At 28.2% G+C, this 13,204-nt stretch carries 15 protein-coding genes and 1 pseudogene; 10 read left to right on the top strand and 6 right to left on the bottom strand.

Translation table 11 applies throughout. From position 1 onward, the window contains the following. Position 1: 1 nt before the first annotated feature. Together H2650_RS09510 and H2650_RS09505 are read right to left on the bottom strand one after the other, a co-directional pair. A complete protein-coding gene (locus H2650_RS09510; protein ID WP_188050561.1) occupies positions 2 to 667 on the bottom strand; it encodes an HAD family hydrolase in 666 nt (221 codons plus the stop codon). Between the two features lie 94 nt (positions 668 to 761). Continuing rightward, positions 762 to 1,337, bottom strand: coding sequence for a TerD family protein (locus H2650_RS09505; RefSeq protein WP_188050560.1), 576 nt, complete (start codon positions 1,335 to 1,337; stop codon positions 762 to 764). Between the two features lie 584 nt (positions 1,338 to 1,921). Between H2650_RS09505 and H2650_RS09500 the strand changes: the two genes are divergently transcribed. Both H2650_RS09500 and H2650_RS09495 read left to right on the top strand, forming a co-directional pair. Then, the gene (locus tag H2650_RS09500) at positions 1,922 to 2,725 is read left to right on the top strand and encodes a hypothetical protein (RefSeq protein WP_188050559.1); all 804 of its coding nucleotides are present in this window, start codon (positions 1,922 to 1,924) and stop codon (positions 2,723 to 2,725) included. 12 nt (positions 2,726 to 2,737) lie between these two features. Then, a pseudogene (locus tag H2650_RS09495) lies at positions 2,738 to 2,932 on the top strand (OmpA family protein); the annotation flags it as partial. A gap of 631 nt (positions 2,933 to 3,563) precedes the next feature. Here the strand turns inward: H2650_RS09495 and H2650_RS09490 are convergent. Next, the gene (locus tag H2650_RS09490) at positions 3,564 to 4,499 is read right to left on the bottom strand and encodes an aromatic alcohol reductase (RefSeq protein WP_188050558.1); all 936 of its coding nucleotides are present in this window, start codon (positions 4,497 to 4,499) and stop codon (positions 3,564 to 3,566) included. A gap of 325 nt (positions 4,500 to 4,824) precedes the next feature. On the opposite strand from H2650_RS09490, the gene H2650_RS09485 reads away from it, so the two are divergent. The 8 genes from H2650_RS09485 (at position 4,825) to H2650_RS09450 (ending at position 12,206) form a co-directional block, all read left to right on the top strand. After that, the gene (locus tag H2650_RS09485) at positions 4,825 to 5,235 is read left to right on the top strand and encodes a helix-turn-helix domain-containing protein (protein ID WP_188050557.1); all 411 of its coding nucleotides are present in this window, start codon (positions 4,825 to 4,827) and stop codon (positions 5,233 to 5,235) included. A 236-nt stretch (positions 5,236 to 5,471) separates the two neighbouring features. Then, a complete protein-coding gene (locus tag H2650_RS09480) occupies positions 5,472 to 6,059 on the top strand; it encodes a hypothetical protein (protein ID WP_188050556.1) in 588 nt (195 codons plus the stop codon). A gap of 402 nt (positions 6,060 to 6,461) precedes the next feature. Beyond that, positions 6,462 to 7,592 carry a chromate efflux transporter gene (chrA, locus tag H2650_RS09475; RefSeq protein ID WP_188050555.1) on the top strand — a complete coding sequence of 377 codons (1,131 nt, stop codon included), beginning with the start codon at positions 6,462 to 6,464 and terminating at the stop codon, positions 7,590 to 7,592. A gap of 90 nt (positions 7,593 to 7,682) precedes the next feature. Continuing rightward, a complete protein-coding gene (locus tag H2650_RS09470; protein WP_188050554.1) occupies positions 7,683 to 8,264 on the top strand; it encodes a Crp/Fnr family transcriptional regulator in 582 nt (193 codons plus the stop codon). A 78-nt stretch (positions 8,265 to 8,342) separates the two neighbouring features. After that, positions 8,343 to 9,029 carry a CPBP family intramembrane glutamic endopeptidase gene (locus tag H2650_RS09465; protein ID WP_188050553.1) on the top strand — a complete coding sequence of 229 codons (687 nt, stop codon included), beginning with the start codon at positions 8,343 to 8,345 and terminating at the stop codon, positions 9,027 to 9,029. Positions 9,030 to 9,324: 295 nt separating this feature from the next. Beyond that, positions 9,325 to 10,314, top strand: a complete 990-nt coding sequence (locus tag H2650_RS09460) for a fumarylacetoacetate hydrolase family protein (protein WP_188050552.1) — start codon at positions 9,325 to 9,327, stop codon at positions 10,312 to 10,314. Positions 10,315 to 10,409: 95 nt separating this feature from the next. Beyond that, positions 10,410 to 11,495 carry a S41 family peptidase gene (locus H2650_RS09455; RefSeq protein ID WP_188050551.1) on the top strand — a complete coding sequence of 362 codons (1,086 nt, stop codon included), beginning with the start codon at positions 10,410 to 10,412 and terminating at the stop codon, positions 11,493 to 11,495. Between the two features lie 96 nt (positions 11,496 to 11,591). Next, on the top strand, positions 11,592 to 12,206 hold the full coding sequence (locus H2650_RS09450; protein WP_188050550.1) for a hypothetical protein: 615 nt from the start codon (positions 11,592 to 11,594) through the stop codon (positions 12,204 to 12,206). A 184-nt stretch (positions 12,207 to 12,390) separates the two neighbouring features. On the opposite strand, the gene H2650_RS09445 is transcribed toward H2650_RS09450, so the two are convergent. The 3 genes from H2650_RS09445 to H2650_RS09435 are packed head-to-tail and all read right to left on the bottom strand — an operon-like array spanning position 12,391 to position 13,192. Then, entirely contained in the window at positions 12,391 to 12,771 is a 381-nt protein-coding gene (locus H2650_RS09445; RefSeq protein ID WP_188050549.1) for a YchJ family protein, read from the bottom strand. A 14-nt stretch (positions 12,772 to 12,785) separates the two neighbouring features. Further along, positions 12,786 to 13,028: a hypothetical protein gene (locus H2650_RS09440; RefSeq protein WP_188050548.1), complete on the bottom strand. Its 243-nt coding sequence runs from the start codon at positions 13,026 to 13,028 to the stop codon at positions 12,786 to 12,788. An 11-nt stretch (positions 13,029 to 13,039) separates the two neighbouring features. After that, a complete protein-coding gene (locus H2650_RS09435; protein WP_188050547.1) occupies positions 13,040 to 13,192 on the bottom strand; it encodes a hypothetical protein in 153 nt (50 codons plus the stop codon). Positions 13,193 to 13,204: the final 12 nt, after the last annotated feature.

The raw sequence follows: 13,204 nt of genomic DNA, 5'->3' as shown, positions 1-13,204 counted from the left end.
TTTAAATTTTTAATAGATGTGCATTAAAGCCAAATTTCTGAGCTCCGTTGTAATCGGCAAAAGCATTGTCGCCAATATGCAAAACATCTTTTTTTTCTACTTTTTTATATTTATTTATTTCATCAAATACCAATTGAAAAATTTTCGAATTTGGTTTTGAGAATCCTACTTCGTCAGAATAAATCTGAAATGTAAAATACTGACTCAACTTATAATATTCTAACAGCTTTCTTAATGTTCTGCCTTTTATAAATCCTGTATTGCTCAAAATATTTATTGACATTCCTTGATTCGTAATTTCTTCAAACATTTTTTGAATATTAGAAAAAAGTAATACTGGTTTATATTCCAAAAATAATTCCTCAGTATGATTGTAAAATTGAAATAGTCGGTCTGCCCCATTTTTATCAATATTCACATTCAAAGCGCTTAAAATTAGATAATAAATTTCGTACGTGTCAATATTTAGCCCATTTTTTTCATTAATAGCATTACACAGTACATCATAATAGCGAACAACTTCATTTACTTTTTCAATTCCATGATCAATTTCAAAGAAGTCTTTAAATAATAAATTCCTTTTTTGCTTAAATTCTGGATGTGATTTTATTAGTGTAAGCCATAAATCAAAAGAAAGATGGCTGTAGTTTTCATAATTTATTTTCAAAAGTTTGTATTTTAAAAAATGTATAAAATTTAGGTTAAATAAAAGGCTTCACATTTGTGTGCGAAGCCATATTTTATAAAATTTAAATTTTAGTTTATTTGATAATCTCGCCTGAATAATATTTTTCTAAGAAAAAGCCTAAATCTGCTCTATAGCCTATTCCAGAAGCTTCAAATTTCCATTGATTATTTCTTTTGTATAATCTTCCAAATTCTACACCGGTTTCAATAGAAAAGTCTTCGTCTAATTCATATTTGGCAATTTCCTGACCATTTGAATCGTCAACAATTCTAATATATGAATTTCTAACTTGTCCAAAATTCTGTTTTCTTCTTTCGAAGTCTTCAATTGTTACTACAAAAAGGATTTCCTGAACGCTAGCGTCAATTTTACTTAAATCAACCTTTATAGCTTCATCATCATCTCCATCACTATTTCCACCAGTTGGATCATCTCCAGTATGCTCTAAAGATCCGTCGGGAGATTTTAGGTTGTTGTAAAATATAAAGTAATTCTCTCCAAGTAGTTTACGATCAGAATTAATCATTATTGCTGAAGCATCTAAATCGAAATCTTGTCCAGTTCCTTCATTTGGATCCCAACCTAATCCTATACTTATTTTGGATAAACCAATATCAATTTTTTGTCCTTTCTGTAAGTTAATTGCCATTTAATTCTGCTTGAGTTTAATTATTTTATAATCATACAATAATAATGAATTTTAATACAAATTACAAAATAATGTTAAAGAAGAGTGATAGTCCGGAAATCCAAAAAAGTAAGAAAGGTATTTATTATTTTTAACGGAATTAAAAACTTTTTTAAATAGTTATTTAGGTGAAGTTTTAAACAAAACATTGTAATATGAATTTGGACTTAATGAAACTATGCCAAATAAAACAATAGCTGTAAAAATGCAAAACGTACCTTAAAAATTTACAATACACTAAGACCATATAAAAGCTTAAAAGTAAGAACACCTAATAGTGTCCTTTTAAAGGCTAATCTACCCAATAAATCATAACGTAGGAATAAATAAATTATTTATGTAAATTTTAATTGAAAACACAATAAAAATTTGTCAACCTATTTCAGGACGTTACAAGCTACATTAGTACTTTTAATTATTAACCAAAAAGACCAACTGTTGCATTAAGTTCTTAAATCCACAATTAAATGGAAGCTTAATCATCAGTTAACACACATCAAAGATGATTATGATAAATTTACGGCTCAATAAATAAGTCATAAGAAATGAAAAAATCTTTAATTCTATCAATATCTCTAATGTCTTTATTTAATGCCTGCAACCAAAAGGAAAACAAAGAGAACTCCCAAGAGCAACAAACAGAAGCTACCTCGAAAAAGACAAAAAGATTCGAAAACACAGAAGTAATTACAACTTTCGACATCAACAAAATCCCTGTATCTAAACAAGAAATAGGCACTTTTCCGTATTTGTCTTCACCCGAAGGTTATGTATACAATAATGAAAAGAGTAAAAATTATGAAGAAAAATATTTCTGTTTTAATGATAGCTTAGTAACCAAAATAGGTGGAAAATATTTTTTTAGTAAGATTTTAAAAAAAGAGGACAATAAAAATGAGTATGAAAAGTCATTTGTAATAAAAAGTTATGAGAATGCTATTAAAAAATTGGGAGGTATTCAAATTTATGAAGGAGTATATAATAAGAAAGCCCAGGATTTGATTAGCAAAGAAAACCCAGCTTCTTTTGAAGATTTAAACAATGACCTTTCACGAAAAAACATACAATTCTTACTTAAGGTTCCAAGTGGAAACATTTGGTTTGAATTAAGTATTCACGATAGAGACAATGAAATATTTTTTACTGTTATCCAAGAAGAAGGATTTAAACAGACTATTTCGATTCTAAAAGCCGATGAAATTAAAAAGCAATTAGACAAAACAGGAAAAGCAATATTGTATATTAATTTTGACACCGACAAAGCTACCTTAAAAGATGATGGAAACACGGCAGTATCCGAAATTGCGAAAGTAATGCAAAACGATATAAATCTCAAAGTTTCAATTTAAGGACATACCGATAATACGGGCGATGCCAGCCACAACAAAATCCTATCCACTGACCGAGCAAATACAGTATTTAAAAAATTGGTAGCATTAAAAATTAATGCCAAAAGGCTAAAAAGTATTGGCTATGGTGCACAAAAGCCTTTAATAGCGAATGACACAGAAGAAAGCAAAGCAAAAAACAGAAGAGTTGAAATTGTTAAAATATAGTACTGCCACCACCCTGCGTATGTTGATATGGCGGATTTTGTGTTAAATTCAAGTTCAGTTTTTCAATTGAACTTCGGTATAAAGATGAAGTTTTGAACTTCTATTTTCATCACATCGCCAAGCCGAAAACTATTGGTTGCAATTTAACTAGAAAATCACGAATATAATACTAATAGAATATATTAAAAATGCATATAATCAATTCAAAATTAATTATTTGTATAAATTAATAAATCGTGATTTTCTATTAAGTAAAAATTAAAAATTTTTCAATATCCTTTTTATATAGCGGTTGTTTTATTATTTTAAACTTAATTATTAATAATATTTCATATAAATTGATTCCAATTATATTATTTTACTCTGTAGCAATTTTAATTTTGAACTTACGAGTAATCAAATTAATATTATAAATAATAACTCAAGGGTTTCAAAATCAACGAAAGTAAAATTACTAAAACTAAAACAATATGGAGCTAAAGTCAATAGATTTGATTTTCAGACTTAAAGCCTGCATGTTTATTAGTGCTCAATTATGAAAACATCAATATTTTTATAGCTGTTTTTTGGAAGAATAAAAGCTGAAACAACATAAATGTAATTCAGCTTTTTTAAATAAAATCAATGAGAATTAAATTTTAATACTTTCGCTCCAATCGATATTCTTTTCTGCCCATTCCTTAGCAGAAGTCGTTTTAATTCCTTTTTTAGCATTAAAACTAGTGTTGTAATCCCAAGACACACCTCTTCCCTCTCCAAAAATAGATCTGTACTTGTATACAAAATTTGTTGGGTCATTTTTTAAATCTTTTGCTAATTCATCTAAATCAGAAACAGTACGCTCAAATTTTTGTCCTGACAATGACTCTATAACATCGCCTAATTGTCCGTAAGTAATGGTATCACCAGCGATGTAAACAATACTATTTTCGATTTCTGGTTTTTCAAAAAATATTTCAGCAGTTAACATTCCGATATCATCCGGAGTGGTAACCGTTACTGCAGTATCTAAACTTCCTAGTGCATTCACGACTTTTTTATCGAGATCTACCACACCAAAAAACGGTTGAAACAAATAACTGGTAAACAATCCTGTTGAAATAACAACCCATTTTGTACCCGTTTGCGCTCTAAGAATTTCCCTTACATCTAACTGTTCATCAAATAAGTCTTGTGCACTTCCACGTCCGATAATTTCAAAATCAACGCCAAATTGCCAAGGAAAATATCGTTTTACTCCAGCTTCCAATACAGCATTGGCTAATTTTATCTGAAATCCACCCGCACCGGCTCCGTATCCTGTACAGGAAACAATAGCATCGTAATTTTTAAAAATAGCTACTAATTCTGATGAAGGGGCTGTAAGATCTGCAGCTAGCAATGTTACCTCCATCGTTTTCAATTCGTCAACATCTTTTTTCTTTTCAACCTCTTCTATATCAATAGTTGATTGGCGAAGCAGCACAGTAATGCTTGTATTATAATTTTTTGCTTTTTTTGCCATATTACGGATTACAGGTAAACCTAGTTCACCAGCTCCCAAAATTAAAACTGATTTATTTTCCATCTCTTTATAAAATTTATTAGTTGGAATACATTATTTTTTTGCAAATTTTATACTTTACAAATAAAATTCCTCAACTTCAAAGGTATCAAAAACAAGATGTTAAGACAATAAGGCACCGAAAAGTGTGTTAGTAACCAATAGGTTAGTATTTTGAATACCAATCTCAAAATTAAAAAGTTTAGATATTAATTAACAGCCGTACTTTATATTTAAAACTTACAATTATAAATATCTGTAATAAAATTCCAGAAAATAACATTCTAGCTATATTAAGTTACCTTTATACCAGAGATAAAATTATTGCGAAAAGTAATACATAAAACAGATGAATAATCAAATGAATGATGATGAAATAGAAATTGCTTGGGGTTCTATTTGTAAAGTTTTGAATAAAGATACTGATGATATTAAGAGTGCTATATTAAATCATGTTGGAAACAAATGGTCACTTTACATTATACACGCTTTAGGAATAGATGGGCGAATGCGATTTTCTAATTTGCAAAAACATATTAATGGAATAAGTCAAAAGATGTTGACAAAATCGCTTCGTGAACTCGAACGCGATGGATTAATTTCAAGAACTTTTTATCCAGAAGTTCCGCCAAGAGTTGAATATGAATTGAATTCTCTAGGACGTGGCTTATTAGTTCTGGTTACTCCGCTTTGGTTTTGGATTGCAAATTCCGTCAACGAATTCAAAGAAGCAAGAGCGAATTACGATAAAACAGAATAATTGTTGAAATAATAAAATTGGAATGGTAAAAAATAATTTGCTAAACACTTGAAACCTTTTTGTCGAGATTGAGGATTTAATGAAATTAAAGTTTTTATTCCTATCTTCGTTTTTGTAATAAATAGTAGGATAAAAATTACCCAAAAGCTAAAAACCTTACTAATTTATGTGAAGTTTAATCTTAAAATGAAAATTAAACACAAAATAAGGAATAATTAAATTCAAAAATTAAATTTATGAGCAAAGTGAAAATACAATGTTTAATTGGTTTATTCTTTTTCCTTTCGAGCTACATATTTTTCTCGCAAATCTCTTTAAATACACAAAAATACGTTGACTGGGCACATTGGTTTAATCTAGTTGGAGCTGTATTTTTACTATCTTTTAATTCTATTTTTCCTAGAAATAATATTAGTAAAGTAGCTTCTTTTTTTACATCTTTAGGAGTTATAGCGCATATTGGACTTTGTACAATTGATTTTATTTTATGGAGTTTTGGAGACAACGATACTGCAAGAAATGAGTTAAAACAACATATAAGCAATACTCCTTTAATTTTATATCCTTTTATTATAATTGGACCTTCTTTACTTTTCATAGGACTAGCAACTCATGCTTTAAATTTTATTAAAACAAACACAATTAGCTCACTAATGGTTATTGTAGGTGCGCCACTTGTTGGCATTTCTTTTTTCTTATTAAAAAATGGTAATTTAATGTTAGTAAGTTGTTTTATGTTTACAATAGGATTAGCGCTACTCCTTTTCAGGAAAGGAAATCACAAGGGGCAAATTGAAATTGTCGAAAAAATTGGTCCAAACTAAAAAATAAATATTAAAGCTGAAAATGAAAAATTCCTGATAAAAATTATAATTTCAGATGACTTTTAATTCAAAAAATCCTCAAAATATTGACTTTTAAAACTACTAAATTTTGGGATTCCTATGACGTTTTATCCAAATCAGAAAGTAATAAACATCAATTGTAGAAAATGTTTTTTGGTTAAAAAATAGATGGTCGAAAAGCATTTATAACAATAAAGAAATGTGACAATAAAAATTTAAAATATCGCTTAAAAATAAAAACTTCTATTTAAGACTACTTTAAAAAAAGTGATTACAGTAAAAACAAATAATTATTCTTGTTAGAGTTCAATTATGATTTTAATGTAATTTTAATTTTGAAAATAAGAACATTCTCAAAACAATATTTCATATAAAAAATAAATGAACGAGCAGAATAATTTGAAAGAACTAGCTAAATTATTTTTAAAAATTGGTATTATTGGTTTTGGAGGTCCCGCAGCACATATTGCCATGATGCAAAATGAAGTAGTTGTTAAAAAAAAGTGGTTAAGCGAACAGCATTTTCTTGACTTAATTGGGGCAACAAACTTAATTCCGGGACCAAATAGCACTGAAATGGCGATACATATCGGACATGAAAGAGCAGGTTGGAAAGGATTACTTGTTGCCGGATTTTGTTTTATATTTCCTGCAGTCATTATTACTTTGCTTTTTGCAGTTTTGTACAAAGAATATGGACAGTTACCTGAAATAAAACCATTTTTATATGGAATAAAACCTGCTATTATAGCCATTATCCTTTCGGCTATTTTTCCATTGGCAAAAAAATCCTTAAAGACGATTCAATTAACTATTATTGGAGGATTTGTATTGTTTTTTTCATTATTACAATACAATGAACTAATTTTAATGTTTGGTGCTGGAATCGTAGCATTGGTCATTTATCAATTACAAAATAATAAAAATAATAGTGTAAATGCTATTTTACCAATAAGCTTCTTTGAATTTTCAACTACTCATTTAACTCCGATTACTAATTTAAATTTATTCCTGATTTTTATTAAAATAGGTGCGATTTTATACGGAAGTGGTTATGTCCTTTTTGCTTTTCTAGATGCAGAATTGGTAGCTACAGGAATTTTATCACGAACTCAATTGATTGATGCAATTGCTGTGGGACAGTTTACACCTGGTCCAGTATTTTCATCGGTTACTTTTATTGGTTATCAAATTAAAGGCTTCTCTGGTGCGTTACTTTCGACTTTTGCAATATTTTTACCCTCATTCGTTTTTGTAGCTCTTTTAAATCCAATAGTGAAGAAAATGAGAAATTCTAAATTATTTTCAGTCTTTTTGGATGCTGTAAATGTAGCTTCAATAGCATTTATCATTGCTATTTGTTTAGAAATGGGAAAAGAAACAATAGTAGACTGGCGAACAATATTGATTGCTTTAATAAGTATAATAATAACATTTAATTATAGAAATATAAATAGTGCTTTTATAGTTTTAGGAGGTTCTTTGATCGGTTTTCTTTTGACTTTTTTATAAATAGTTTAAAACTCTAAAAAAAATATTTTAAAAGTTATAATTGCGCTATTTTTGAAAACAATAAACTGATAATTCCTACAACTAAATTTTATGGAGCAACCAACAGCAGAGAGAATAAAAGAAATATTTGACCCGTTTTATCCTGCAAATTTAAGTTTATGGACTGAATTTTCTAAATATGTTCAGCCACGTAAGTTTTCGAAAAACGAAATTATCAAACACTTTAATAAAACTGAAAAACATATAAATATTCTTATTTCAGGTTCTGTAGCGCATTTTGTACTTGCAGACGATAAAGAGGTTTGCATTAATTTATATTATGAGAATCAGATTTTTAGTGAATATTTATCCTTTTTATTGCAATCACCAACAATAATCAAAACAGAAGCTTTAGAAGATTCCTTAATTTGGTCTATAAGCCACCAAGATTTAAATTCTTTGTATTTAAAATCGACCAAAGGATTGTTTATTGGAAAGGCAATATCCGATGCGATGTTCATTAGGAAGCAATCAGAACAAATAAATCTACTCACCCTTTCACCATCAGAACGCTATTTAAAATTAATTAAAGAGCGTCCAGAAATTTTTCAGCGAACTTCTTTAAAGATAATCGCTTCCTATCTTGGAGTAACCGCAGAAAGTTTAAGTAGAATAAGAAAAAAATTATCTTAATTTTTAATTTCTTACCCAAAGTCAATTTTTTAGAAAAATGGAATTTTTAATTTTGAAATGTAATTAAAACTTTAACTTATGAAAACCAAAATTAACTATTTCGCTATTATCACTTTCTATACAATCGCCATAGGTTTGCGTTATTTATCTAATAAAACGACAATATTAGACAACGTTAATAGTGAATTTATAAAAGTAATTTTACAGGCTTTTGGTCCAGCTATTGGTGCTATTGTTGCTTTTTCAATTTTTAAAATAAAACCAAAATTAACTCTGAAAGGGAATTATAAAAACCTTATTATTCCTTTTATCTTATACTGGATTTTTCCAATTATTTTGATATTGACAGTAGAATATTTTACAAAAGGAACTTTTTCAATTATTCCTATTTTTGCCATTTTAATATACGGTCTTTTAGAAGAAATCGGTTGGAGAGGATTCCTGCAACACGAGCTAAGATCATTACCAAAACTATTAAATATTATAATTGTTGCCATTTTGTGGTTTATTTGGCACCTAAATTTCGAGATGTCTAGTGGCAATATATTATTTTTTGGGATATTAGTTTTAGCCTCTTGGGGAATTGGAAAAGTAGCAGACAGCACACAATCTTTTCTTGCAGTATCGGCTTTTCATTCATTAAATAATTTCTTTCCAGAAATGAACACAACCAAAATAATTATCTTACTAGTTTTAGTTGGTACTTGGGTTATTTTGTTAATCGATAGAAAAAAAAGAAATCAAAAAAAAGAAGCTTCTCTATAAAATTCTATTAGATAGCATCCAAGTATAAATTTCATTTTTTATATTTTCTGATATCATCTTGATTTAAATAAATAGGTTAATTTGTAATTATAACAACTTATAAAACAACAACATATTATTTATTTAAAAAATAACATTGTAAAAAACGTATTATAAAGATTACTTTTTTAGCATTATGATTTTAATAAATTCCTTTTTTATTGTATTTTCGTTAAAATAAATTTAGATTTCCTTTAATGGAATCTTCATTACAATTCCGATTTTTTAAAACTTATTTATAAAATAATAAAAGTACATGAAATTAGCTTCAATCGATAATAACACCAGGGACGGACAATTAGTAGTTGTAAATAAAGAATTGACAAAAGCAGTAAAAGTAACTGAAATTGCAGTGACAATGCAAGCTGCAATTGATAATTGGAACGAAACAGAGTGCAAATTACAAACAGTTTATGAAAATTTGAACGCTGGCAAAATAACTAATAGTTTTGATCTTTCTTCTGTAAGGATACTAGCACCAATTCCTAGAGCCTATCATTGGGCAGATGGAAGCGCTTATGTAACACATGTAGAATTGGTTCGTAAAGCTAGAAATGCAGATTTACCAGAATCATTCTGGTCAGATCCGTTAATGTACATGGGTGCGTCTGATGCTTTTATTGGAGCAAATGATGACATAGAGATTGAGAATGAAGATTGGGGAATTGATTTTGAATCAGAAATAGCAGTTATTACCAACGATGTTCCAGCTGGAACTACTGCAGAAAAAGCATTAAGTCACATCAAATTGATTACAATTATTAATGATGTCTCTTTAAGAAATTTAATTCCAAATGAACTCTCAAAGCAATTTGGATTTTATCAATCTAAACCATGGACATCATTTGCTCCTGTAGTAGTTACGCCTGATGAACTTGGAGATTTTTGGACAAAAGGAAAATTGCATTTACCTCTATATTCTACATTAAACGGAAAATGTATTGGTTCTCCAAATGCAGGAATTGACATGACATTTGATTTTGGTCAATTAATTGCGCATGCTGCAAAAACTCGTTCCTTAATGGCGGGAACTGTAATTGGCTCGGGAACTGTGGCCAATGAAGGAAGTATAAATGGTTCTAGTTGTTTAGCCGAAGTAAGATGCTTAGAAATTATAAAACAGGGACAAGCTATTACTCCATTTATGCGTTTTGGAGATCAAATTGAAATTGAAATGAAAGACGAAGAAGGAAATTCTATTTTTGGAAAAATAAATCAAAAAGTAAAAAAATACATTAAAAAATAATTAAAATTCAATTTCATAAATCCAATTCAATACATTTAAGGTTATTACCGATAGACCTAACATTTAAAATTAGTCCAATAAATTAAAGAAATTTAATGAAAATAAAAATTAGTTTTTTAACCCTAATGCTGCTCTTATGTTTTAGTATTCAAGGCCAAACAGAAAAAAATTTAAGCAGACCTGAAAAAAATTTCGAAAAATTTTGGATCACTTTCAAAGATAATTATGCTTTTTTTAAATTAAAAGGAGTTGATTGGGATGAAACCTATAAAATATTTAGACCACAAGTTAACCGCAAGACCAAGGAAAAGGAATTAATACAATTATTTAGCGAAATGGTTGCTCCATTGAAAGATGGTCATATATCAATCTCCAAAAAAGATCAGATAGTATATAAAGTAAAGAAACCTTCGGTGTTTAAAGAAGAATTTAAAGGTCATGAAAAAGAGCTTTGGGAAACTAGTTTTAAAACGCTAGAAAAAAATGGCTTTTCGGAAATTAAAGGAATCGGACCTATTGTAAATAATGAACATTTGTATTATGTATCACAAAATTCAGACATAGGATTTGTCAGAATTTCACGCTGTTTTGGATCTCTTGAAAGTATTTATGATGATAAAAAAGAGATTGAAGACACCCAACTGATGCTATCCTTATTTGATAGTATTTTAAATTCATTTTCTAAAACTAAAGGAATTATTATAGACATTAGAGCAAATGGTGGTGGTCATGGCGGTTTGGAACTTGCTACTCGCTTGGCGAATGAAAAGAAAATAACCCACTACAAAGCAGTACGAATAAAAGGTAATTATGATGCAATAAGTACATTAGAACCTATTTATATAACACCTAACCAGGGAGTGAATTATGCAAATCCTGTAGTAATTTTAACTAATGATAAAACAGCTAGTTCAGCCGAAGATTTTACCATTGCTCTCTATCAGCAAAAAAACGTAACTACGCTGGGAACAAATACAGCAGGAATGCTATCCGATATGCTTAGCACTGATTTGTATCATAAAATTTCTTTCACTCTTTCCAATCAAATTTATTATTCTATTGATAAAATACCTTTAGAAGGAATTGGAGTTCCTGCAAAAATTAAACTGAAAAATTCAAAAAAAGATATCGAAAATGGAATTGATCCTTTGATAATAAAAGCAATTGAAATATTAAATTAAATCTCACTCTTAATAAATAAATTTTGAATACTAATTAATATAAATTATTGATTTTTAATCATTTTTTTGATCTTATAAAAGTTTAAATAAACCATAATGAAATATATTAAACCAATTATTATATTAGTTCTATTCTTTTTTTTGGGTTGTAAAGACAATAAAAAGTCTGATAATTCAAACCAAATTGAGGAAAATAATTTAGAAAAAACAACCGATGTTGCTGAACTTGAAAAACTAACACGCGATCTTTACAAATGGATAGAAACTGAAAGTTCTATTGAAGATTTTGTTCCTTTACAAAAAGAAAAAACCGACACTATTTACACCAAATTAGATTTAGAACTTAATGAAAAAAGAGTAATTGAATTGATAAATACTAATTTCTTTACGAAGGGTTTTATTGAAAATTATAAAAAAATTGTACTTACAATTGATCAAAAAATGAGCAATAAAACACTTGTTTATTATATAGGCGATCTTCCACCCTATGGTAATGATGCTAATCCTTGGTGCAATTGTCAAGATAATCCAGAAGATTATTGGGGGAAAATATCATTAAAAAATATAAAAATTATTAATAATAAAGCAACTTATAAATGGACTTGGGGAGATCAATTTGAATACAAGGTAGAAGCAGAAAAAGAAAACGGAGTTTGGAAAATTTCCTATTTGCAAGGATTTGACTTTAACCAATTTATACCAAAAGAGTAATTTTATAAAAAATAAAAATTAAGTATATTACTCTAAAACCATAATTATATAGCCTTTATATCAATTTTATTTTATGAGAAAATAAAGATTTTAATTCTGAATTTCATCAATTATAGTAGTAATTTACCTTTTATAAAAAACCTCTTGAAATTAATTTAAAAGAGGTTTTTACAAAATACTTTACCTAAAAAAAAATTCCATCTTTATAAAACCATTTTTCATCTTCGTAAATAAAAGTAGACAGTTCGTGATGCGTTTGTTTTTTAAGATAACTATCTAAAAAATAAGCTTTAAATTCGACTGTGTTTTCAGTGCTTTTTATAATTTCTAATTTTAACCACTTGTTCGTTATTGCCCAATGTAATATCTCAGATTTAGTATAGAAAGCTCTTTGAGAAATATGAGTAGTTAACATCAAATAATTGGCGTCATGAATAACATAAGCCACATATCGAGAACGCATTAATTCCGCTGCCGTTTTTGCTTTTGTAATTCCATGAATAATTGGTTCACAACAATCCTCAAATTTTTTTGAAGAACCACAATAACATAAAACTAAATTCATAGAAAGTTGAAAAATTAATTTAAACTTGTTGTTTGACCATTTAGACCAACAATCTTTTGGTGCAATTGATTAAGTAATACTTGATACCTACTTATTTCCATAAGTTCATCGTCTTCTTCAGCAAAATCTAATAACTCATCTAATTCTTCACTAACTTCAACTAGTTTATTTCCAGCTTCTTTTGCGTTTTTTTCTGCAATAAAATCAATGATACTCTGTACCCCATTTTTTATTTCATTAAACTTACTTTTTTCCATGAGTTTTATTTTTAACTATTTTCAGAAGACTTTTGTTCATTAAATTTTTTAGCAATTTCTTTTAGCTTTTCTTTCCTAAGTATCTCTGCTTGTTTTACTTTATCTTGCGCTTTATGCAATTTATCGTTGTGTTTTTTTATATTTCTATCGTTATTTCTACCCATTGTTCGATTTAT

The sequence above is a fragment of the Flavobacterium sp. GP15 genome (genome assembly GCF_014281985.1).
In the GTDB taxonomy this organism is placed as follows: Bacteria; Bacteroidota; Bacteroidia; order Flavobacteriales; family Flavobacteriaceae; genus Flavobacterium; species Flavobacterium pygoscelis.
The sequence above is the reverse complement of the archived record's forward strand: the minus strand, read 5'-3'. Positions and strand labels throughout refer to the sequence as shown.

Excerpts from the sequence above, each read along its gene's own strand:
- H2650_RS09470 (WP_188050554.1), top strand. The coding sequence starts at position 7,683 with ATGGAGCAACCAACAGCAGAGAGAATAAAAGAAATATTTGACCCGTTT.
- H2650_RS09500 (WP_188050559.1), top strand. The coding sequence starts at position 1,922 with ATGAAAAAATCTTTAATTCTATCAATATCTCTAATGTCTTTATTTAAT.
- H2650_RS09485 (WP_188050557.1), top strand. The coding sequence starts at position 4,825 with ATGAATAATCAAATGAATGATGATGAAATAGAAATTGCTTGGGGTTCT.
- H2650_RS09490 (WP_188050558.1), bottom strand. The coding sequence starts at position 4,499 with ATGGAAAATAAATCAGTTTTAATTTTGGGAGCTGGTGAACTAGGTTTA.
- H2650_RS09445 (WP_188050549.1), bottom strand. The coding sequence starts at position 12,771 with ATGAATTTAGTTTTATGTTATTGTGGTTCTTCAAAAAAATTTGAGGAT.
- chrA (WP_188050555.1), top strand. The coding sequence starts at position 6,462 with ATGAACGAGCAGAATAATTTGAAAGAACTAGCTAAATTATTTTTAAAA.
- H2650_RS09465 (WP_188050553.1), top strand. The coding sequence starts at position 8,343 with ATGAAAACCAAAATTAACTATTTCGCTATTATCACTTTCTATACAATC.
- H2650_RS09435 (WP_188050547.1), bottom strand. The coding sequence starts at position 13,192 with ATGGGTAGAAATAACGATAGAAATATAAAAAAACACAACGATAAATTG.
- H2650_RS09460 (WP_188050552.1), top strand. The coding sequence starts at position 9,325 with ATGAAATTAGCTTCAATCGATAATAACACCAGGGACGGACAATTAGTA.
- H2650_RS09505 (WP_188050560.1), bottom strand. The coding sequence starts at position 1,337 with ATGGCAATTAACTTACAGAAAGGACAAAAAATTGATATTGGTTTATCC.
- H2650_RS09480 (WP_188050556.1), top strand. The coding sequence starts at position 5,472 with ATGAGCAAAGTGAAAATACAATGTTTAATTGGTTTATTCTTTTTCCTT.
- H2650_RS09455 (WP_188050551.1), top strand. The coding sequence starts at position 10,410 with ATGAAAATAAAAATTAGTTTTTTAACCCTAATGCTGCTCTTATGTTTT.
- H2650_RS09450 (WP_188050550.1), top strand. The coding sequence starts at position 11,592 with ATGAAATATATTAAACCAATTATTATATTAGTTCTATTCTTTTTTTTG.
- H2650_RS09440 (WP_188050548.1), bottom strand. The coding sequence starts at position 13,028 with ATGGAAAAAAGTAAGTTTAATGAAATAAAAAATGGGGTACAGAGTATC.